The following is a 21,521-nucleotide window of genomic DNA, read 5'->3' on the forward strand; positions in this document are numbered from 1 at the left end:
GAACTCTTCACCTTATTCAAACCTGAGCGATCCACTTGCGGTGTGTATGAATCGACATCAAAACCCCAAACGCTGACAGTAGCGTCACCAGCGAAGTTCCTCCGTAGCTAATGAAGGGCAACGGCACCCCCACCACGGGCAACAAGCCACTGACCATACCGATGTTGACGAAAACATAAACAAAAAACGTCATGGTCAGGCTGCCCGCCAGCAACTTGCCGAACAGGGTCTGGGCCTGGGCAGTGATGACCAGCCCCCGGCCGATCAGCAGCAGGTAGATCAGCAGCAGCAGGCAGATGCCCACCAGGCCGAACTCCTCGCCCATCACCGCGATGATGAAGTCGGTGTGGCTTTCCGGCAGGAAGTCCAGGTGCGACTGGGTGCCCATCAGCCAGCCCTTGCCGAACACACCGCCCGAGCCGATGGCCGCCTTGGACTGGATGATGTTCCAGCCGGTGCCCAGCGGGTCGCTCTCCGGGTCCAGGAACGTCAGGACCCGCTGCTTCTGGTAGTCGTGCATCACGAAGTACCACATGGCCACCGACACCGGCACGGCGGCGGCGATCACGCTCAGGATCCAGCGCCAGCGCAGCCCGCCCATGAACAGCACGAAGGCGCCGCCGGCCAGGATCAGCAGCGACGTGCCCAGGTCCGGCTGGCGCACGATGAGGATGAACGGGATGCCGATCAGCAACAGGCTGATACACACATGCTTGAGTTGCGGCGGCAGGGAGCGCTTGGACAGGTACCAGGCGATGGTCGCCGGCATGATGATCTTGAGGAATTCCGAAGGCTGGAAGCGGATCACCCCGGGAATGTTGATCCAGCGCGTGGCGCCCATGGCGTTGTGGCCCATCACGTCCACGACGATCAGCAGGCTCACGCCGACGACATAGGCCAGGGGCACCCAGCGTGCCATGAAGCGCGGCTCCAACTGGGCGATGACGATCATCGACACCAGGCCGATACCGAACGAAGTGGCCTGCTTGGCCAGCAGGTCCCAGCTCTTGCCGCTGGCCGAATACAGCACGAACAGGCTGCCGGCGGCCAGGATCAGCAGCAGGATGAGCAATGGTCCATCGATGTGCATGCGTTGCAGCAGGGTGGCGCGACGGCGCATCACGTCTTCGCTGGAGAGGATCCGGTCGAAATTACTCTTCACGGGCCGTAGCCTCCGCGCTGATAGGGCTTGCGAATTCAGGCTTGAGCTGACCGTGCTCATCCAGCAGCCAGGCGTCCATGACCTGACGCACCACCGGCGCGGCGACGCCGGAACCGGACTCACCGTTCTCCACCATCACCGACACGACGATCTTGGGGTTCTCGGCCGGGGCAAAACCGACGAACAGGGCGTGGTCGCGATGGCGCTCCTGGACCTTGGAACGGTCGTACTTCTCGCCCTGCTTGATGGCGACCACCTGGGCCGTACCGCTCTTGCCGGCGATCCGGTACGGCGAGCCGATGGCCGCCTTGCGCGCCGTGCCCCGGGCGCCATGCATCACTTGCTGCATGCCGTTGTTGACCTTCTGCCAGTCCGACGGATTGCGCAGGATGATGTCCGGCATCGGATCCGGGTCCACGGGGGTCTGGCCCTCGATGGTCTTGGCCAGGTGCGGACGGTGCCATTTGCCCTTGCTGGCCACCAGGGCCGTGGCCTGGGCCAGTTGCAACGGCGTGGCCTGCATGTAGCCCTGGCCGATCCCCAGGATCAGGGTTTCACCCGGGAACCACGCCTGGCGGCGGGTCGCCCGCTTCCATTCCCGGGACGGCATCAGGCCCGGCGACTCCTCGAACATATCCAGGGAGACTTTCTGGCCGATCCCGAACTTGGTCATGTAGGACGACAGCCGATCGATCCCCAGCTTGTGGGCCAGGTCGTAGAAGTAGGTGTCGTTGGAACGCATGATGGCCGTTTCCAGATCCACGTAACCGTCGCCGGTACGGTTCCAGTTGCGGTACTTGTGATCGTAGTTGGGCAGCATGTAGTAGCCAGGGTCATAGACCCGGCTCGAGGCGGTCACCACCCCGGCGTCGAGGCCGGCAATCGCCACCGCGGGCTTGATGGTGGAACCCGGAGGATAAAGACCGCGCAGCACACGGTTGAACAGCGGCCGGTCGATGGAGTCGCGCAGCTCGGCGTAGGCCTTGAAACTGATGCCGGTGACGAACAGGTTCGGATCGAAACTCGGCTGGCTGACCATCGCCAGGACTTCACCGGTGTTGGGGTCCAGCGCCACCACGGCCCCCCGCCGCCCGCCCAGCGCCGCTTCGGCGGCTTCCTGCAACTTGATGTCCAGGCTCAGCACGATGTCCTTGCCGGGAATCGGGTCGGTGCGCTTGAGCACCCGCAGCACGCGGCCCCGGGCGTTGGTCTCGACTTCCTCGTAGCCCACCTGGCCATGCAGCTCGGCCTCGTAGAAGCGCTCGATGCCGGTCTTGCCGATGTGGTGCGTACCGCTGTAGTTGACCGGGTCGAGGGTCTTGAGCTCTTTCTCGTTGATCCGCCCCATGTAGCCCACCGAGTGGGCAAAGTGCGGCCCCTGGGGATAATGCCGGACCAACTGTGCCACCACCTCGACGCCGGGCAGGCGGAACTGGTTCACCGCGATCAGGGCGATCTGTTCCTCGGTCAGCTCGAACAGGATCGGCACCGGCTCGAACGGCCGCCGCCCCTGGCGCATGCGTTTCTCGAAGATGGCCCGGTCCTCGGGCGTGAGCTGCAGCACTTCGACGATCACGTCGAGCACCTTCTGCCAGTCGCCGGAACGCTCGCGGGTCATGCTCAGGCTGAAGCTGGGCCGGTTATCGGCCACCACCACGCCATTGCGGTCGAAGATCAGCCCGCGAGTCGGCGGAATCGGCTGGACATGCACCCGGTTGTTTTCCGACAGTGTGGAGTGATAGTCGTACTGGATGACCTGCAGGAAATAGAGCCGCGCAATCAGCACGCCAATCAGCGCCACCACAGTGATGGCACCGAACACGACGCGACTGCGCACCAGGCGGGCGTCTTTTTCGTGGTCCTTGATGCGGATCGGCTGGGGCATGAGGGCTGGATTACTTGTGGTAAGGATGCCCGGACAGGACTGTCCAGGCACGATACAGCTGTTCACCGATCAGGATCCGCACCAGCGGGTGCGGCAACGTCAGGGGCGACAACGACCAGCGCTGGTCGGCCCGGGCACAGACTTCCGGCGCCAGCCCTTCCGGACCGCCGACCATGAAGTTCACCGTGCGCGAATCCAGCCGCCAGCGATCGAGCTCCACCGCCAGTTGCTCGGTGCTCCAGGGCTTGCCATGGACCTCCAGGGTGACGATCCGCTCGTTCGGCCCGACCTTGGCCAGCATGGCTTCGCCTTCCTGGCGGATGAAGCGCGCCACGTCGGCGTTCTTGCCACGGGTGTTGAGCGGAATTTCCACCAGTTCCAGGGCCAGCTCGGACGGAAGACGCTTGGCATATTCATGCCAGCCCTCTTCGACCCACTTGGGCATGCGGGAACCGACGGCGATCAGGCGCAGTCGCACAGCGGTCCCTTATTGCTGGTCTTTGTTGAGCTTGGTGAAGTGCTCATGGGTGTTTTCCGGGCTGTGGTGACGGGCATCGGCCGCACGGCTCTGCTCGGCACCGGCCCACAGGCGCTCCAGGTCGTAGAACTGGCGTGCCGAGGCGGTCATCATGTGCACGATGGCGATGTCCAGGTCCAGCAGTACCCAGTCGCTGTCGCCCTTGCCTTCTTCGCCCAGAGGCTTGAGGCCCTTTTTCTTCACCTCTTCACGGACCTTTTCCAGCATCGCGTTGATCTGGCGATTGGAGGTACCGGTGGCGATGATCATGTAGTCGGTGATGCTTTGCTTTTCGCGAACATCCAGAACCTGGATGTCCTGGGCCTTCACGTCTTCCAGGGCATCGACGATCACTTTGACCATCGGGTTCTCGATTACGGTGTCTTTGTTCGTCATATAAAACTCGTTTTGCTCATATGTTCGGGCGCTTCGTAACAGTGAAGCACGCCTTGTTCAGTTCGACGCACGGTACAGCCCGTGCGCATCGATGTAGGCCAGGACCGCGTCGGGCACCAGGAAACGTACCGACTTACCGCTGGCCAGCAGTTGACGGATCTGGGTGGCGGATACCGCGAGCGGCGTCTGCCAGACGAATGCAATCTGTCCGCTCGGCCCCTTCAGGGCCAGCGGGTCGCTCACCGAGCGGGCCGCCAGCAGGTTGCGCAAGGCATCCGGCGGCTCGCTGTCGGCATCCGGGCGCTGCAACACCAGGATGTGGCAATGCTGGAGCAACTCCTCCCAGCGATGCCAAGTAGGCAGGCCGCAAAATGCGTCCCAGCCCAGAAGCAGGAAAACCTGGGCATCGGCGGCCAGTTCGGCACGCATCAGCTCCAGGGTGTCAATGGAGTAGGACGGCTTGTCCCGCTGCAATTCGCGGGCGTCCACCACCAGCGGCGGCACACCTGCCACCGCGCACTCGACCATCGCCAGACGGTCCTGTGCCGATACCTGCGGCGTTCCCCGGTGCGGCGGCCTGGCGCTGGGCGTCAGGCGCAGCTCATCGAGGCCCAGGGCATCGGCGACTTCCAGCGCACCGCGCAAATGGCCGATGTGCACCGGATCGAACGTGCCGCCCAGGATGCCGATGCGCCGGGGCGCGGTTGTCATCGTCGCAGCGACTGCCGGGTCGAGATCGCCCAAGTCAGACCGGCTCCTGTCCGCGCAACTGGCCGTCACCGACCACAATGTACTTCTCGCAGGTCAGGCCTTCGAGGCCCACCGGGCCGCGGGCGTGCAGCTTATCAGTAGAAATGCCGATCTCGGCACCCAATCCGTATTCGAAACCGTCGGCGAAGCAGGTCGGGATATTGATCATCACCGACGCCGAGTCCACCTCGGCCACGAAGCGCCGGGTTTCCCCCTGGTGCTCGCTGACGATCGAGTCGGTGTGGTGCGAGCCGTGGCGATTGATGTGCTCGATGGCTTCATCCAGCCCGTCGACCACGCGGATCGACAGGATCGGCGCCAGGTACTCGGTGTCCCAGTCTTCCTGGGTGGCCGCAACGGCCTCGATGACCGCGCGGGTGCGCTCGCAACCGCGCAGCTCGACGCCTTTTTCGCGCAACTGTGCAGCCATGGGCGGCAGGAAGTCCCGGGCCACGGCCTGGTCCACCAGCAGGGTTTCCATCGCGCCGCAGATGCCATAGCGATAGGTCTTGGCATTGAAGGCGATACGCTGGGCCTTGGGCAGATCGGCGTGGGCACTGACATAGACGTGGCAGATGCCGTCCAGGTGCTTGATCACCGGCACGCGGGCGTCGCGGCTGATCCGCTCGATCAACCCCTTGCCACCACGAGGCACGATGACATCGACGAACTCGGGCATGGTGATCAGCGCGCCGACAGCGGCGCGGTCGGTGGTGTCCACCACTTGCACCACGGCCGCCGGCAGGCCGGCTTCGGCCAGGCCGCGCTGGATGCAGGCGGCAATGGCACGGTTGGAATGAATCGCCTCGGAACCGCCACGCAGGATGGTCGCGTTACCGGACTTCAGGCACAGGCTCGCCGCATCGATGGTCACGTTCGGCCGCGACTCGTAGATGATCCCGACCACGCCCAGGGGCACGCGCATCTTGCCGACCTGGATGCCCGACGGGCGATAGCTCATGTCGCGGATCGCCCCCACCGGATCCGGCAGCGCCGCGACCTGGCGCAGACCGACGATCATGCCGTCGATGCGGGCCGGCGTCAGCGCCAGACGCTCGAGCATGGCCGGCTCGAGGCCGTTGGCCCGGCCGGCGGCCAGGTCCAGCTCGTTGGCGGCGGACAGCTCGGCGCGCGCAGCGTCCAGCGCATTGGCGGCGGCCTGCAGGGCGCGGTTTTTCTGCGCGGTGCTGGCCCGGCCGATGATGCGCGACGCTTCGCGAGCGGCGCGACCCAGGCGGGTCATGTAGTCAAGAACGGACTCAGTCATGGTCTGTGTGGTCTTGGCGAGGGAGAAAGCGGCAGATTATAACTGTCGTATCCCTCGACTAACAGCGTGGACTCGCAGCGGTGACCGGCGGAAGCACAAAACCGGCACAAATTTCACCTGTTCAGCGGTGATTAAGATTGGCATTGCTATCATCGCGCTTCCTTTGGCCTCACTTCGCCCATCGTCATGACCGACTCGCCTTCTACGCCCACTGCCCTGCCCCACGCCTTCTTCGATCGCGACGCCCAGGTACTGGCCCAGGACCTGCTGGGCAAAGTCATCCGCCACAAGGTTGGCGAACTGTGGCTCAGCGCGCGGATCATCGAGACCGAGGCGTATTACTTTGCCGAAAAAGGCAGCCACGCCTCGCTGGGCTACACGGAAAAACGTAAGGCTTTGTTTCTGGATGGCGGACACATCTATATGTACTACGCCCGGGGCGGCGATTCGCTGAACTTCAGCGCCCAGGGCCCGGGTAACGCCGTGTTGATCAAATCGGCCTACCCTTGGGTCGATGGCATTTCCGGACCCCAGAGCCTGGCGCAGATGCTGCTCAACAACCCCGACGCCCAGGGTCGCCCGCGCACGCCGCAAAAGCTCTGCGCCGGCCAGACCCTGCTGTGCAAGGCCCTGGGTCTGAAAGTGCCGGACTGGGATGCCAGGCGCTTCGACCCCGAACGCCTGCTGGTGGAGGACGTGGGCGTACCGACGGTCAATGTGATCCAGACCACCCGCCTGGGCATCCCATTGGGGCGCGACGAACACTTGCCCTATCGCTTCGTCGATGCGGCCTATGCCCCCTGGTGCACCCGTAACCCGTTGCGACGCGGCCAGGTCGAAGGTCGCGACTATTTTTTGCTTGGATGAACACAGCACCGCCGAACCCTGGGGCAGCGAGCTTGCTCACGATAGCGTCGGATCAGCAGAATGGGGGGCTGACTGACCCACCGCCATCGCGAGCAAGCTCGCTCCCACAAGGGTCTCGGTGACCACGGTCTCTCGCTCCCGCAAGGGCCCGGTGCAGGAAAGGTTGCATGCCGATCACTTTTCAACGGAGTTGTTCTTATGGGCCCATGGCTCGATAGCATCACAGGATGGCTGGCCGCCAACCCGCAATGGCTTGCGGTAGCGGTATTCATCGTTGCATGTGTGGAATGCCTGGCAATCGCCGGGCTGATCGTGCCGGGTACCGTGCTGCTGTTTGCGGTGGCGGTGCTGGCCGGCAGCGGCGCGCTGTCCCTGGGCGAGACGTTGCTGCTGGGCCTGCTGGGGGGCTTGCTCGGGGACCTGGTGTCGTATTTCCTGGGGCGGCACTTCCACCAGAACATCCGGCGCCTGCCGGGGCTGCGCCATCACCCGGAATGGATGAGCGCCGCGGAAAACTATTTCCAGCGCTACGGCATCGCCAGTCTGCTGGTGGGCCGCTTCATCGGCCCGCTGAGGCCGATGCTGCCGATGGTGGCCGGGATGTGCGACATGCCGTTCCCGCGCTTTGCCGCCGTCAGCCTGCTGGCCGCAGCGGGCTGGAGCGTGGCGTACCTGCTGCCGGGCTGGGCCACCGGGGCGGCGTTTCGCCTGCCGCTGCCCGAAGGCTTCTGGCCCCAGGCCGGCGTGGTTATCGGCAGCATCGCCGTGATGATCGGCTTGAGCGTCAACAGCAGCCTGCGCCGCCATCGACATGCCGCGGCATTGATCGCCGGCCTGGGCCTGGTGATCCTGATCGGCCTGTTCATCGGGTTCCGCTACCTGAGCGCCTTCGACCAGGGCCTGATGGCGCTGGTCCAGGAGCATCGCAGCCCGAACCTGGATGAAATCGCCGTGACTTTCACGCTGATCGGCGAATTTCGCTACATGCTGATTTTCAGCGTATTGCTTACCGTCCTGCTGCTGGTGGCACGTCAATGGCGACAGGCAATCTTCGCCGGCTCGACGATGCTGATCACCGCCTTGGCCAATACCGGACTCAAGCATTTCTTCGCCCGCATGCGTCCGGAAATCCTCACCGAACCCCTGACCAGCTACAGCATGCCCAGCGGCCATGCCTCCGGCTCGTTCGCGATGTTCTTGGCCCTCGCCGTCCTGGCCGGGCGTGGCCAGCCGCCGCGCCTGCGCCTGACCTGGCTATTGCTGGGCTGCATGCCGGCCCTGGCCATCGCGCTGTCACGGGTATACCTCGGCGTCCACTGGCCGAGCGACATCCTGGCTGGCGCCATGCTCGCCGCCTGCGTCTGCGCCGCCATGCTGTGGCTGAGCCAGCGCCAGGCGCCGCTGCCGGCCATGCCGCCGAAGATCTGGTGGCTGGTCCTGCCGGCCCTGGTGGCGGGGTTCAGCTTCTTTGCATTGCGACACCTGCCCCATGGGATGCTGCGGTATGCCTATTAGGCAATCCAGAGCAAGCTCGCATCCACAGGGGATCGGTGCTGTCTGGTGGTGTCAGGCGAAGAGTTCGCCCTGCAACTCGTCGAGCAAGGCCTGGATGGCGTCCAGGCGCTGCTGGGGATCGTCGAGCTGCAGCAGGTCGAGCTTGTCCAGCTCATTGAACGGCAGCAGGTAGGCCAGTTGGTTGGCCAGCGATTGCTGGCCGGTCGCTTCGGTGCCCATGTTCAGCGCCTCGACCATCGGATGCTCGGCCAGGGCCTTGAGCAACGCCACCAGGTCGGCGTCCTCGTCCTGCAACGGTTGCTCCGGCTCTTCCTCCAGCCACTCCACTTCAGCGACCGTCAGTTGATCCGGCTGCACCGTGCTGCTGTGCACGATGAAGCGGCGTGCGCCCTGCACGCGAATCCCCAGCAGGCCGTTGTCCTGCTGGGAAAAGTCGGTGATCCGCGCCTCACAGCCGACCCGCGCGTAGCCTTGCGGCGCGATGCCGACTTCCTGGCCATCGAGGATGCACACCACCCCGAACCCCTCACCTTGCTTCATGCAGCGGCCGATCATGTCGAGGTAGCGCGCCTCGAAAATCTGCAGATCGAGGATGCACCCGGGAAACAGCACCGTGTTCAACGGGAAAAGCGGCAACGTCATAACCCAGTTCCTTAGACGGTCATCGATACAACCAGCGGCAGCAGCACCGCCGTGGCCACGCCCATCAGGCTCATCGCCAGCGCCGCGAAGGCGCCGGACTCCTCGCTTTCCTGCAATGCCACCGAAGTGCCCACCGCATGGGCCGTCAGGCCCAACGCCATGCCCCGCGCCTCAGGGCTGCGCACGCCCAGGCGGTCCAGGATGCCCGGCCCCAGGATCGCCCCCAGCACGCCGGTGATCAGCACGAACACCGCGGCCATGGCCGCCACGCCGCCGATCTGCTCGGCCACCAGCATGGCGATCGGCGATGTCACCGACTTGGGCGCCATGGTCATCAGGATCATATGCTCGGCCCCCAACGCCCACCCCAGCAGCACTGCGGACCCGGTGGCGAACACCCCGCCTATCACCAGCGTAGTAAAAATCGGCCAGAACAATTGCCGGATCCGCCGCAGGTTCAAATACAGCGGCACCGCCAGGGCGACCGTGGCCGGGCCCAGCAGGATGCTGAGGATCTCGGTGCTCTTGCGGTATTCGGCGTAGCTGATGCCGCAACCGACCAGCACACCGATCAGCACCAGCATCGACATCAACACCGGTTGCAGGAATATCCAGCGGGTCTTTTCGAACGCTGCCAGCACCAGTTGATAGGCACCCAGGGTGATGCCGATGCCAAACAGTGGATGATGGATCACCGAGGTCCAGGCGCCTTGCCAATCGAGCATCATTGCGAGTCCTCCGGCGCCGGAGCGTGACGCCGGGCCAGGCGCTGCATCAGCACGCCGGTCAGCGCCACGGAGAAGACCAGCGACAACGTCAGCGCCCCGACGATGGCCCAGAAGTCGGCGGCGATGGCCCGGGCATAGACCATCACCCCCACCGCCGGCGGTACCAGCAGCAAGGGCAGGTACCGCAACAGACTGCTGGCGGCCAGGCTCAGCGGCTCGCTGACCTCGCCCCGCATGACCAGGTAACCCAGCAACAGCAGCAGGCCGATGATCGGCCCCGGCAGCACCGGCAAGAACAAGTGATTGATGGCGGTGCCCAGCAATTGGAACAGCACCAGCCAGGTCAGGCCCCGTAACAGCATCCGCTCTTTCCCCCGCGACATGTCCCCATTGAATGCGCCCGCATTATAAGCATGCCCGCGCTATGGTCCGGCATTCGTAAAAAGCATGGTCGATGACCTGCCCGGTCCGTCATGTTGATCTACAGTGGTTCTCCGGGGGCCCAGGTCCCCGCTCCAGATAAAACCGATGAACCAAGGAGAGTCTCAATGCCCTATGTGCCTGTTGCAGCGCTCAAAGATTATGTCGGCAAGGAACTGGGACGTTCCGAATGGCTGAGCATCGACCAGGACCGCATCAACCTGTTCGCCGAAGCCACTGGTGACTTCCAGTTCATTCACGTCGATCCGGTCAAGGCGGCACAGACCCCGTTCGGCAGCACCATTGCCCACGGGTTCCTGTCGCTGTCGCTGATGCCCAAGCTGATGGAAGACATCCTGATCCTGCCCGAGGGCGTGAAGATGGTGGTCAACTACGGACTCGACAGCGTGCGTTTCATCCAGCCGGTGAAAGTCGATTCCAGGGTCCGGCTCAAGGTCGACCTGGTGGACGTGACCGAGAAAAAACCCGGCCAATGGCTGCTCAAGGCCACCGCCACGCTGGAAATCGAAGGTTCGGACAAACCGGCCTACATCGCCGAGCCCCTGTCGCTCTGCTTCGTGTGAACCCAGGCGGAAGCGAAGCCGCCCAGGCAGTTTCGCACCGCTTCTCTATATCCAGAAGGCGCAGCTGCGGCATACTCGTCGCCTGATTACCTGGATCCCCGTTATGCGCTCACTTGCTCCCTTGGCCCTGACCCTCTTGCTGACTGCCTGCGGCGACGGCGAATCGCTGCTGCCGCCCGACGCTCGCCTGCCCGATGGCGGCCGCTACCGCGGTGAGCTGGTGAACGGCCTGCTGCAAGGCCAGGGGCGCGTCGACTACCCCAACGGCAGCTGGTACGCCGGGCAGTTCGACCAGGGCCAATGGCATGGCAATGGGGAATGGCACGGCAGCAACGGCGAGGTCTACCGCGGCCAGTTCCAGCATGGGCTGTTCCATGGCCAGGGCAGCCTGAGCACGCCCAACAGCAGCTACAGCGGCGGGTTCAAGCACGGCCGGCGGGACGGGGAAGGCACGCTCAAGGAAAACGGCATGACCTACCGCGGCGAATTCAAGGCCGACCGGTATTCAGGCCTCGGACGCCTTGAGCTCGCCGATGGCAGCCAGTACCAGGGGCCCTTCACCAACGGCAAGCCCAACGGAGAAGGCCAACGCTTGGATGCCGCCGGCAATCAGTTCACCGGAAACTTCGTCGACGGCCAGCTGCAAGGCCGGGGCACCTTCAACAGCGCCGATGGCGATGTCTACGTCGGCGGGTTCAAGGACAACCAGCTCAGCGGCCGCGGTCGCTACGAAAACGCCGATGGCGATGTCTGGATCGGCCAGTTCAAGGAAGGCGCCCTCACCGGCAAGGGCGAACTGATCGGTGCCGATGGCAGCCATTACCGCGGTCAATTCAATGAATGGCGTTTCACCGGCCAGGGCCGCCTGAACCTGCCCGATGGCAGCTTCTACATCGGCCAGTTCGAAAACGACAGCTATAACGGTCGCGGCACCCTGGCGCTCTCCGACGGCACGGTACAGAGCGGTATCTGGGCCAATGGCCAGCGGGTGCGCGACGCCGACGGCAAACCGCTGCCGGATGTGCTCGAACTCGGCCTGCTGGCCCAGGGCCGGCTGCTGGACGACGCACTGGCCGACATCCCCGCCTCGACGGCAGCGGTGGAGCTCTACAGCCTGACCCTGGGCGGCGACGGCAAGCAGAGCGTGTTCCTGCGCGAATCCGACTATGTCGCCAACATGCTCACCAGCCGCTTCGGTGCGTTCGGCCAGATCCGCCTGGTCAACCATCGCGACCACCTGGGCGACCGTCCCATGGCCACCCGCGAAAGCCTGCGGCGCGCCGCCCGCACACTGGCCGAGCGCAGCGGCCCGGAAGACCTGGTGTTCATCTACCTCACCAGCCATGGCACCAGCGAACATGAACTGGTCCTGGACCAACCGCGCATGGAACTGGCCGACCTGCCCGCCGATGAACTGGCGGCGGTGCTGGCGCCCCTGAAAAACCGCGACAAGATCGTGGTGATCTCGGCCTGCTACTCAGGGGGTTTCATTCCGGCCCTCAAGGACGAACGCACCCTGATCATGACCGCTTCCCGGGCGGACCGGGTGTCCTTCGGCTGTTCCGAGGAGGCCAACTTCACTTATTTCGGCGATGCGCTGTTCGCCCAGGCACTGAACCAGACCGACGACCTGGAACAGGCTTTCAAGCTGGCCAAGGCCACCGTTGCCGAACGGGAACAGGCGGACAATTTCGAAGCCTCCGAACCGCAGATCTGGGCGCCCAGGACGGTGCTTTCCCACTGGCAACTGCTGCGTAAACAGCAGGCGCGCAAAGCATTGCAAAGTACCGCACTGAACGACGAGGGCCAAAAGAGCAACTAAGCTGAACCGTATCAAGGGGGAAACACCATGTACTTGACGCCTCAGCATGTCTTGCTCGCCGGCGCTACCGGGCTGACCGGGGAACACCTACTGGACCGGTTGCTTAACGAACCGACCATCAGCCGGGTCCTGGCACCTTCACGCCGGCCATTGGCGGAGCACCCGCGCCTGGAAAACCCGGTCGGGGAGCCGGCCGACGTACTGCCGCGACTCGACGGCCAGGTCGATATCGCCTTTTGCTGCCTCGGCACGACCCTCAAGAAAGCCGGCTCCGAACAGGCCTTCCGCGCGGTGGACCTGGACCTGGTCGTCGCGTTTGCCAAGCGTGCCCGGGAACTGGGGGCCCGGCACCTGATCGTCATCAGCGCCTTGGGGGCCGATCCAAAATCGTCGATCTTCTACAACCGGGTCAAAGGCGAGATGGAAGCGGCGCTCAAGGCCCAGGACTGGCCGCAACTGACCATCTGCCGGCCTTCCCTGCTGCTGGGGGAACGGCCCGAGCCTCGCCTGGCCGAGCAACTGGCCGGCCCCTTGTCGAAGCTGATCCCGGGCAAGTACCACGGCATCGAAGCCTGCCAACTGGCCCGCGCCATGTGGCGCCTGGCCCTGGAAGAGCAGGATGGGGTGCGGGTGGTGGAGTCGGATGAGTTGCGCAAGCTGGGCAAGTAGGCTGGGCAAGCGGCCCCGTATCCAAGCCAAGCGCTTGTGGTGCGAGGCAATTGTGGCGAGGGGACTCATCCCGGCTGGGCCGCGACGCGGCCCCAAGGCAGCCAGCTCGATCGGCCTGATATACGCCTGTTGCGGTTTTGGGACTGCTGCGCAGTCCAGCGCGGATAAATCCCCTCGCCACGGGAGTGCTTTCGTGCAGCTACCTCTTCTGAGCCCTACATCCCGCCAGTCGCCTGGAACCCCACACCCATTGCCGTGAACAACGACAGCGGCAGCAACAGGGTGTCGAGCAACGCACTGGCCGGCAGGTCGACGCCTGGATAGCGCGGGGCCTCGGCGCCGAAGCGGTCCTTGGCGCAACAACCGCCATTGAGGGCATAGAGATCCAGCCGCGTCCCGGCATATACCACCGGCGCACCAGGCTTGGCGGCGTCGAGGGTACGAGCGGTGGCACAGCCGGCCAGTTGCAGCGCCAGCGCCAGGACCAGCAGCTTATTCATCGCTGCTCAAATGATGCTCCCCCCAACGCGGCAACATGTCCTGGGGAATGTTCAGCAGATTGAGGACTCGCGCGACCACGAAATCGATCAGGTCGTCGATGGTCTGCGGCTGGTGATAAAACCCGGGGGAAGCCGGCAGGATGGTTACGCCCATGTTCGACAGCTTGAGCATATGCTCCAGATGAATACTCGAGTACGGCGCCTCCCGAGGCACCAGGATCAACTGCCGGCGCTCCTTGAGCGTCACGTCCGCGGCCCGCTCGATCAGGTTGTTGCAGGCACCGGTGGCGATCGCCGACAGGGTTCCGGTGGAACACGGCACCACCACCATCGCCGCCGGCGCGCCGGAGCCGGAAGCCACCGGCGACATCCAGTCCTCCTTGCCGTACACACGGATCTGCCCCGCCGCAGCTCCCGTGTATTCGGTGAGGAACGCCTGCATCATCTGGGTCTTGGCCGGGAGGCTCACGTCGGTCTCGGTGGCGATCACCAGTTGCGCCGCCTTGGAGATGAGGAAGTGCACCTCGCGATCTTCCCGCACCAGGCAATCGAGCAGGCGCAAGCCGTACTGGGCGCCGGAAGCTCCAGTCATTGCCAGTGTGATGCGTTCGGGGCCATTGTCCCCCAGGCGAGTATTCATTTGAGCGCCTCGGCCAGTTTGCCATGCAGGCCGCCAAAGCCACCGTTGCTCATGATGACCACGTGCGTGCCGGGCTGTGCCTGGCTCTTCACGCGCTCGATGATGCCTTCCAGGGAATCGCTGACAATCGACGGCACCGTGCACAACGCCGCAGTGGCTCCCAGGTCCCAACCGAGGTTGGCCGGTGAGTACCAGATCACCTGATCGGCATCCACCACGCTTTCGGGCAGGCCATCACGGTGCGCACCAAGCTTCATGGAGTTGGAGCGCGGCTCGATAATGGCAATCAACGGCGCATCGCCGATGCGCTTGCGCAAACCGTCGAGGGTGGTGGCGATGGCGGTCGGGTGGTGGGCGAAGTCGTCATAGAGGGTGATGCCGCGCACTTGGGCGACTATCTCCATACGCCGCTTGACGCTCTTGAATGCGCTCAATGCGGCGATGCCCATGGAAGGCACCACACCGACATGCCGGGCCGCCGCCAGTGTCGCCAGGGCGTTGGCGACGTTGTGCTGGCCGGTCAACGCCCACTCCACCACACCCTGGGATTGGCCTTCAAACATGACCTCGAACTGCGAGCCATCTTCGCTGAGCAATTTCACTTGCCACTGCCCGCCCGCGCCGGTGGTCTGCACCGGGGTCCAGCAGCCCATCTCGATGACGCGCTGCAAGGCCGGTTCGGTGGTGGGGTGGATGACCAGGCCTTCGCTCGGGATGGTACGTACCAAGTGATGGAACTGCCGTTCGATGGCGGCCAGATCAGGGAAGATGTCCGCATGATCGTATTCAAGGTTGTTGAGAATCGCCGTGCGGGGACGGTAATGGACGAACTTCGAGCGTTTGTCGAAGAACGCGCTGTCGTATTCGTCCGCCTCGATCACGAAAAACGGCGTGCCGCCCAGGCGCGCCGATACCGAGAAATTCTGCGGCACGCCGCCGATCAAGAAGCCCGGGCTCATGCCGGCGTGCTCCAGGACCCAGGCCAGCATGCTGCTGGTGGTGGTCTTGCCGTGGGTGCCGGCCACTGCCAGGACCCAACGGCCCTGCAGCACATGGTCGGCCAGCCACTGCGGCCCCGACACATAGGGCAGGCCCTTGTTGAGCACGTATTCCACCGCCGGGTTGCCACGGGACATGGCGTTGCCGATGACCACCAGGTCCGGCGCGGGGTCCAGTTGCGCCGGGTCATAGCCCTGGGTCAGTTCGATGCCCTGGGCTTCCAGCTGGGTGCTCATCGGTGGGTAGACGTTGGCGTCGGAGCCGGTCACGTGATGGCCCAGCTCCTTGGCCAGGACCGCCATCGAACCCATGAAAGTGCCGCAAATACCGAGAATATGGATGTGCATAGTCGACCTCGTAAAACATGGCCGCAGGTTAGCCTAGGGAGGGGGAAATCGCACCTTGTGTTTCGATTTCACGCCGCCTTTACAGGTGCCCGCCAGACTTGCAAACAGCCCATACCCCCTGCGGGAGCGAGCCTGCTGGCGATAGCGGTGGGTCAACTTGCGTTGATGTTGGAGGTGCCGCCGCTATCGCGAGCAGGCTCGCTCCCACAGTTGACCGCACTCCTTCAGGTAGATGCGCTGCGGCTCAGCGGGCGATGGCGTGTTTACGCAACTTTCGGTAAAGGGTATTGCGGCTGATCCCCAGTTGTTCCGCCGTGTGGGTCATGTGCCAGCGCTGACGCTCCAGGGCATCGAGCAACGCCAGGCGCTCGGCATCTTCCAGGGGCCGTTCTGCCACCGTTTCGACCACGGCAACCGGGCGCTGGCGGATCATCGCCGGCAAGTCTTCCAGGCCGATCCGCCCGCCTTCGCACAACGCGGCCAGGGTGCGCAGGACATTGCGCAACTGCCGCACATTGCCCGGCCAGTCGAACCCCAGCAACGCCTGGCGTGCCGGTTCATCGAGGTTGATCGTGTCGGCACCAGCCTCTTCGGCCAGCAGGAAATCCAGCAACTGGGCCTTGTCGCTGCGCTCGCGCAATGGCGGCAAGGCAATCTCCAGGCCGTTGAGCCGGTAATACAGGTCCTCGCGGAAGCTGCCATCCCGGACCCGCTCGAGCAATTGCCGGTGAGTTGCGCTGATGATGCGCACGTTGACAGGCTCGGGCTCGCCGCCAATGGGCACCACCTGGCGGTCTTCAAGCACGCGCAACAGCCGGGTCTGCAAGGCCAGGGGCATGTCGCCGATCTCGTCCAGGAACAACGTTCCGCCGTCGGCCTGCTGCAGCTTGCCGCGCATGCCTTCCTTGCGGGCCCCGGTGAAACTGCCGCCGCGATAACCGAACAGTTCGCTCTCGATCAGGCTTTCCGGGATGGCCGCGCAGTTGAGGGCGACAAAATGCTTGCCGGCGCGCTGGCTGGCGTGGTGCACGGCCTTGGCGAACGCCTCCTTGCCGGAGCCGGTTTCGCCATGGATCAGCAGTGGCACGTCGCGTTCGAACACCCGCAGCGCCTTGCGAAAATGCTCCTGAAGCGTCGTATCCCCCAGGCAGATACCCGACGCCCGCGCGGGTTCGATGGCCTTGAGCGCCGGCGCGATCGGCACCGGCACGCTGCGCGCCTGGCCACGCAAGACAGCGAACAGATGCCGCCCATCTCGGCTGCGCAGTGGCCAACTGGCGCTGGCCTGGGGACTGGCCCGGCCCAGCAATTCGTCCAGGGAACAGTCGAAAAAGTCCTCGACCCGCTGACCGATCAAGCCACCGCGCATGTGCCCAAGCAGGTTCAGGGCGCTCTGGTTGACCGCGCGGATCCGCCCTTCGCCATCGAAAGCCAGCAGCCCTTCGCTGAACAGGCCCACGGATTCGGCTTGCAAATGGAAGCGCAACAGCCATTGATCGTCGAAGCAACGCAGGAAGTAGCAGCTCTCGATCATCTTCGCCGACAGGTTGACCAGCGCCATGGTGTGGAACTGGCTCTGGCGCGACACGTCGGGCCGGGCCGAGGACACGTCGAGCACCGCCATCAATTCGCCGTGCGGGTCGAAGACCGGGCTCGCCGAGCAGGTCAGGCCGGTATGGCGACCGCGAAAATGTTCTTCCTGGTGGATGGTCAGGGCCTGGCGCTCCACCAGGCAGGTGCCGATGCCGTTGGTGCCTTCGCAGGCTTCGCTCCAGTCGGCGCCGAGCCAGAGGCCGGCCCGTTCGAAGATCTTGCGTTCGCTGGGAGCGGTGACGCAATTGAGGATCACCCCCCGGGCGTCGGTGAGCAGCACCGCATGACCGGCGCCGGAGAGTTGCTGGTGCAGGCTGGTCATTTCCGTGCCGGCGATATGCAGCACCTGCTGCAGGCGCTCGCGGCTCTCCAGCACCCGGCCATGCTCGAGCACCGTCGGCGCCAGGTTCTGGGCCGGGTCGAGGTGATAATCCTCCAGGCAGCGCAGCCAGGAACGGGCGATCGATGGATCGCTGCCAGGGCCCTGCAAATGGGCCTTACCCTGGGTGACCGTGAAGACTTGCTGGGCATGGCGGGTCAAATGGTTGCTGTGCATTTCTTATTATTCTCCCCGAAGGTTGCGGCCTTGTTGGAGTAACGGTCCGGACACCTGATGCTTTATCTGACACTTAACCTGTACGTGACGCTTGAACCTGGTTGGGCACTTGATCCCGGGGCTGGCACTTAACCTGTGGCGAGGGGATAGATCCCTCGCCACAGGTACATCCACTCACCAAAAGATACCCCTTCGCCATAACGGTGTTCGGCAGGCCATCTGGCGCATGCCCCAGCATCCTCCAGCCCAACCGGCAATGCAATGCTGGCGAGCCCCGGCAGTCACAGACTGTCTCACCCATGGCACAAAGTGTCACACCCGCCGTATCGCTATCGTCACACCAGCCATCCGTTTGTCCGACGAACTCCTCCTGAAGTCTTGGTTTACGGGCCTTGCAAGGCAATGGCCCAACCTTTGCTCTAGGCTTAAATACCGGCGCTCGATTTGCGCGGCCTCCCGTATAAGCACAAAAGCCAAGGAGAACTCATCATGCGTTACGCTCACCCCGGTACTGAAGGCGCTATCGTTTCGTTCAAGAGCAAATACGGTAACTACATCGGCGGCGAGTTCGTCGCGCCTGTCAAAGGTCAATACTTCACCAATACTTCCCCGGTCAATGGCCAGCCCATTGCCGAATTCCCGCGCTCCACGGCCGAAGACATCGAAAAGGCCCTGGACGCCGCCCATGCTGCCGCTGATGCCTGGGGCGCCACGTCGGCCCAGGCGCGCTCGCTGATCCTGCTGAAGATCGCCGACCGCATCGAACAGAACCTCGAGACCCTGGCGATCACCGAATCCTGGGACAACGGCAAGGCCGTACGCGAGACCCTCAACGCCGACATCCCCCTGGCAGCGGATCATTTCCGCTACTTCGCCGGCTGCCTGCGGGCGCAGGAAGGGGCGGCCGCCGAGATCGATGGCAACACCGTGGCCTATCACATCCATGAGCCACTGGGCGTGGTCGGGCAGATCATCCCGTGGAACTTCCCACTGCTGATGGCCGCCTGGAAACTGGCCCCGGCCCTGGCCGCCGGTAACTGCGTGGTGCTCAAGCCGGCCGAGCAAACCCCTCTGGGCATCTGCGTGCTCATGGAACTGATCGGCGACCTGCTGCCGCCCGGCGTGCTCAACGTGGTGCAAGGCTTCGGCAAGGAAGCGGGTGAAGCCCTGGCCACCAGCAAGCGCATCGCCAAGATCGCCTTCACCGGCTCCACCCCGGTGGGCTCGCACATCATGAAATGCGCCGCCGAGAACATCATCCCGTCCACCGTGGAACTGGGCGGCAAGTCGCCGAACATCTTCTTCGAAGACATCATGCAGGCTGAGCCAAGCTTCATCGAAAAAGCCGCCGAGGGCCTGGTGCTGGCGTTCTTCAACCAGGGCGAAGTCTGCACCTGCCCTTCCCGTGCCCTGGTGCAGGAGTCGATCTACGACGAATTCATGCAAGTGGTGATGAAGAAAATCGAACAGATCAAGCGCGGCGACCCACTGGACACCGACACCATGGTCGGCGCCCAGGCTTCGGAGCAGCAGTTCGACAAGATCCTCTCGTACCTGGAGATCGCCAAGGGCGAAGGCGCGCAATTGCTCACCGGCGGCGCGGTGGAAAAACTCGAGGGCAACCTGGCCAGCGGTTATTACATCCAGCCGACCCTGCTCAAGGGCACCAACAAGATGCGCGTGTTCCAGGAAGAAATCTTCGGCCCGGTGGTGAGCATCACCACCTTCAAGGACGAAGCCGAAGCCCTGGCCATCGCCAACGACACCGAGTTCGGCCTCGGTGCCGGCCTGTGGACCCGCGACATCAACCGGGCCTACCGCATGGGCCGGGCCATCAAGGCCGGGCGCGTCTGGACCAACTGCTACCACCTGTACCCGGCCCACGCCGCGTTCGGTGGCTACAAGAAGTCCGGTGTCGGCCGTGAAACCCACAAGATGATGCTCGACCACTACCAGCAGACCAAGAACCTGCTGGTGAGCTACGACATCAATCCGCTGGGGTTCTTCTAAGCCATTGGGGCAAGGCAGGTTCTCCTGCCTTGCCCCTTAGATAGCTATCGCGAGCAGGCTCGCTCCCACAGTGGATCTGTTGCCAACCCTGGAAAAAGAGTTATCCACAGATCCCTGTGGGAGCGAGCCTGCTCGCAAGAGCGCCCTCACTGACAACATCAATTTACCGCCCACCGCTCTGGCATGAGCCTTGCGTGCCCGCTCCACCACAAACCCGAAAGTCCAACAGATCGAACAATAAAAAAGAAGAGAGGACTTATGACAACCACGACTCAACTCAAACCCACACTCGGCACCCTGCATTTATGGGGCATTGCCGTCGGCCTGGTGATTTCCGGCGAGTACTTCGGCTGGAGCTACGGCTGGGGAACCGCAGGGACCCTGGGCTTTCTCGTCACCGCCCTCATGGTGGCGCTGATGTACACCTGTTTCATCTTCAGCTTCACCGAACTGACCACCGCGATTCCCCACGCCGGTGGGCCTTTTGCCTACAGCCGTCGGGCCTTTGGCGAGAAAGGCGGATTGATCGCCGGCATCGCCACCCTGATCGAATTCGTCTTTGCGCCGCCGGCCATCGCCATGGCCATCGGCGCCTACCTCAACGTGCAATTTCCGGAACTGGATCCCAAGCTCGCGGCCGTCGGCGCGTACGTGATCTTCATGACCCTGAACATCCTCGGCGTCAGCATCGCCGCCGCCTTCGAACTGGTGGTCACGGTGCTGGCGGTCGCCGAACTGCTGGTGTTCATGGGCGTGGTCGCGCCGGGCTTCAGCTTCAGCAACTTCGTGCTCAACGGCTGGGCCGGCTCCAACGAGTTCAGCCTCGCCTCGATCCCGGGCATTTTCGCGGCGATCCCCTTCGCCATCTGGTTCTTCCTGGCCATCGAAGGCGCGGCCATGGCCGCCGAAGAAGCCAAGGACCCGAAACGCACCATTCCCCGGGCCTATGTCAGCGGCATCCTGACCCTCGTCTTCCTGGCCATCGGCGTCATGATCATGGCCGGCGGCGTAGGCGACTGGCGGCAACTGTCGAACATCAATGACCCGCTGCCCCAGGCCATGAAAGCCGTGGTCGGCAACGACTCGACCTGGATGCATATGCTGGTGTGGATCGGCCTGTTCGGCCTGGTGGCGAGTTTCCACGGGATCATCCTCGGCTACTCGCGCCAGTTCTTCGCCCTTGCCCGGGCCGGCTACCTGCCACGGGGCCTGGCCAAGCTGTCCCGCTTCCAGACTCCGCACCGGGCGATCCTGGCCGGCGGCGTGATCGGCATCGCGGCGATCTACAGCGATGGCCTGGTGAACCTGCAAGGCATGACGCTGACGGCGGCGATGATCACCATGTCGGTATTCGGCGCCATCGTGATGTACATCATCAGCATGCTCAGCCTGTTCAAATTACGTAAGACCGAACCGAACCTGGAACGCACCTTCCGCGCCCCGGGCTACCCGATCGTACCGGGCATCGCGCTGTTCCTGGCGGTGGTGTGCCTGGTGGCGATGGCCTGGTTCAACCCGGTGATCTGCCTGGTCTTCCTCGGTTTCATGATTGCCGGCTACCTGTATTTCCAACTGACCGCCAAGCAACGCTCCAACGCCCCGGCGGACGCTATGCTCACAGGTATCTGAAGTTGCACCGGCACCGGGCTGAG

Annotated in this window: 20 protein-coding genes; 7 read left to right on the forward strand and 13 right to left on the reverse strand. The window is 63.9% G+C overall.

The features are described 5' to 3' along the window. Positions 1-16 precede the first annotated feature (16 nt). The 6 genes from rodA to AC1M7R_RS07645 are packed head-to-tail and all read right to left on the reverse strand — an operon-like array spanning position 17 to position 5,977. On the reverse strand, positions 17-1,120 hold the full coding sequence (gene rodA / locus AC1M7R_RS07620; RefSeq protein ID WP_165887857.1) for a rod shape-determining protein RodA: 1,104 nt from the start codon (positions 1,118-1,120) through the stop codon (positions 17-19). A gap of 31 nt (positions 1,121-1,151) precedes the next feature. After that, positions 1,152-3,047, reverse strand: coding sequence for a penicillin-binding protein 2 (gene mrdA / locus AC1M7R_RS07625; protein ID WP_072395811.1), 1,896 nt, complete (start codon positions 3,045-3,047; stop codon positions 1,152-1,154). A gap of 10 nt (positions 3,048-3,057) precedes the next feature. Continuing rightward, positions 3,058-3,525: a 23S rRNA (pseudouridine(1915)-N(3))-methyltransferase RlmH gene (rlmH, locus tag AC1M7R_RS07630; RefSeq protein ID WP_003185785.1), complete on the reverse strand. Its 468-nt coding sequence runs from the start codon at positions 3,523-3,525 to the stop codon at positions 3,058-3,060. 9 nt (positions 3,526-3,534) lie between these two features. After that, positions 3,535-3,960 (reverse strand): ribosome silencing factor, encoded by a 426-nt coding sequence (gene rsfS / locus AC1M7R_RS07635; RefSeq protein WP_072395809.1) that lies wholly within the window; start codon positions 3,958-3,960, stop codon positions 3,535-3,537. Positions 3,961-4,017: 57 nt separating this feature from the next. Continuing rightward, a complete protein-coding gene (gene nadD / locus AC1M7R_RS07640) occupies positions 4,018-4,671 on the reverse strand; it encodes a nicotinate-nucleotide adenylyltransferase (RefSeq protein WP_168199065.1) in 654 nt (217 codons plus the stop codon). Between the two features lie 34 nt (positions 4,672-4,705). Then, positions 4,706-5,977, reverse strand: a complete 1,272-nt coding sequence (locus AC1M7R_RS07645) for a glutamate-5-semialdehyde dehydrogenase (RefSeq protein ID WP_076406195.1) — start codon at positions 5,975-5,977, stop codon at positions 4,706-4,708. Between the two features lie 186 nt (positions 5,978-6,163). Between AC1M7R_RS07645 and AC1M7R_RS07650 the strand changes: the two genes are divergently transcribed. Together AC1M7R_RS07650 and AC1M7R_RS07655 are read left to right on the forward strand one after the other, a co-directional pair. Then, positions 6,164-6,844, forward strand: coding sequence for a DNA-3-methyladenine glycosylase (locus tag AC1M7R_RS07650; RefSeq protein ID WP_072395802.1), 681 nt, complete (start codon positions 6,164-6,166; stop codon positions 6,842-6,844). 198 nt (positions 6,845-7,042) lie between these two features. Next, positions 7,043-8,359, forward strand: coding sequence for a bifunctional DedA family/phosphatase PAP2 family protein (locus AC1M7R_RS07655; RefSeq protein ID WP_072458854.1), 1,317 nt, complete (start codon positions 7,043-7,045; stop codon positions 8,357-8,359). Between the two features lie 51 nt (positions 8,360-8,410). Here the strand turns inward: AC1M7R_RS07655 and AC1M7R_RS07660 are convergent, their stop codons facing one another. From AC1M7R_RS07660 to AC1M7R_RS07670, 3 genes are read right to left on the reverse strand one after another with little or no spacing between them, the layout of a single operon-like run. Continuing rightward, positions 8,411-9,001, reverse strand: a complete 591-nt coding sequence (locus AC1M7R_RS07660; RefSeq protein ID WP_072395798.1) for an LON peptidase substrate-binding domain-containing protein — start codon at positions 8,999-9,001, stop codon at positions 8,411-8,413. An 11-nt stretch (positions 9,002-9,012) separates the two neighbouring features. After that, on the reverse strand, positions 9,013-9,729 hold the full coding sequence (locus AC1M7R_RS07665; protein WP_072395787.1) for an LrgB family protein: 717 nt from the start codon (positions 9,727-9,729) through the stop codon (positions 9,013-9,015). Beyond that, complete coding sequence (locus AC1M7R_RS07670) at positions 9,726-10,091, reverse strand: CidA/LrgA family protein (protein ID WP_072395785.1); 366 nt, start codon at positions 10,089-10,091, stop codon at positions 9,726-9,728. The genes AC1M7R_RS07665 and AC1M7R_RS07670 overlap by 4 nt, the downstream gene beginning before the upstream one ends. A 186-nt stretch (positions 10,092-10,277) precedes the next feature. Between AC1M7R_RS07670 and AC1M7R_RS07675 the strand changes: the two genes are divergently transcribed. The 3 genes from AC1M7R_RS07675 (at position 10,278) to AC1M7R_RS07685 (ending at position 13,224) form a co-directional block, all read left to right on the forward strand. Beyond that, positions 10,278-10,733 carry a MaoC family dehydratase gene (locus AC1M7R_RS07675; protein ID WP_072395783.1) on the forward strand — a complete coding sequence of 152 codons (456 nt, stop codon included), beginning with the start codon at positions 10,278-10,280 and terminating at the stop codon, positions 10,731-10,733. A 103-nt stretch (positions 10,734-10,836) separates the two neighbouring features. Continuing rightward, complete coding sequence (locus tag AC1M7R_RS07680) at positions 10,837-12,555, forward strand: C13 family peptidase (protein WP_490610326.1); 1,719 nt, start codon at positions 10,837-10,839, stop codon at positions 12,553-12,555. Positions 12,556-12,582: 27 nt separating this feature from the next. Then, on the forward strand, positions 12,583-13,224 hold the full coding sequence (locus AC1M7R_RS07685) for an oxidoreductase (RefSeq protein WP_072395779.1): 642 nt from the start codon (positions 12,583-12,585) through the stop codon (positions 13,222-13,224). A gap of 215 nt (positions 13,225-13,439) precedes the next feature. On the opposite strand, the gene AC1M7R_RS07690 is transcribed toward AC1M7R_RS07685, so the two are convergent. The 4 genes from AC1M7R_RS07690 to AC1M7R_RS07705 form a co-directional block, all read right to left on the reverse strand. Beyond that, positions 13,440-13,724 (reverse strand): YceK/YidQ family lipoprotein, encoded by a 285-nt coding sequence (locus tag AC1M7R_RS07690; RefSeq protein WP_072395777.1) that lies wholly within the window; start codon positions 13,722-13,724, stop codon positions 13,440-13,442. Beyond that, positions 13,717-14,364: a flavin prenyltransferase UbiX gene (ubiX, locus tag AC1M7R_RS07695; protein WP_072395775.1), complete on the reverse strand. Its 648-nt coding sequence runs from the start codon at positions 14,362-14,364 to the stop codon at positions 13,717-13,719. Before ubiX ends, AC1M7R_RS07690 begins: the two co-directional genes overlap by 8 nt. Continuing rightward, positions 14,361-15,710 (reverse strand): UDP-N-acetylmuramate:L-alanyl-gamma-D-glutamyl-meso-diaminopimelate ligase, encoded by a 1,350-nt coding sequence (gene mpl, locus AC1M7R_RS07700; protein WP_072395773.1) that lies wholly within the window; start codon positions 15,708-15,710, stop codon positions 14,361-14,363. The genes ubiX and mpl overlap by 4 nt, the downstream gene beginning before the upstream one ends. Positions 15,711-15,954: 244 nt before the next feature. Next, positions 15,955-17,859 carry a sigma-54-dependent Fis family transcriptional regulator gene (locus AC1M7R_RS07705; protein WP_072395771.1) on the reverse strand — a complete coding sequence of 635 codons (1,905 nt, stop codon included), beginning with the start codon at positions 17,857-17,859 and terminating at the stop codon, positions 15,955-15,957. 489 nt (positions 17,860-18,348) lie between these two features. Here AC1M7R_RS07705 and exaC point away from each other — a divergent pair, with 489 nt between their 5' ends. Next, positions 18,349-19,869: an acetaldehyde dehydrogenase ExaC gene (gene exaC / locus AC1M7R_RS07710; RefSeq protein ID WP_072395758.1), complete on the forward strand. Its 1,521-nt coding sequence runs from the start codon at positions 18,349-18,351 to the stop codon at positions 19,867-19,869. A 258-nt stretch (positions 19,870-20,127) separates the two neighbouring features. Then, the gene (eat, locus tag AC1M7R_RS07715) at positions 20,128-21,498 is read left to right on the forward strand and encodes an ethanolamine permease (protein ID WP_072395756.1); all 1,371 of its coding nucleotides are present in this window, start codon (positions 20,128-20,130) and stop codon (positions 21,496-21,498) included. The last annotated feature ends 23 nt before the right edge of the window (positions 21,499-21,521 follow it).

Source organism: Pseudomonas sp. MS01C9 (genome assembly GCF_058202755.1).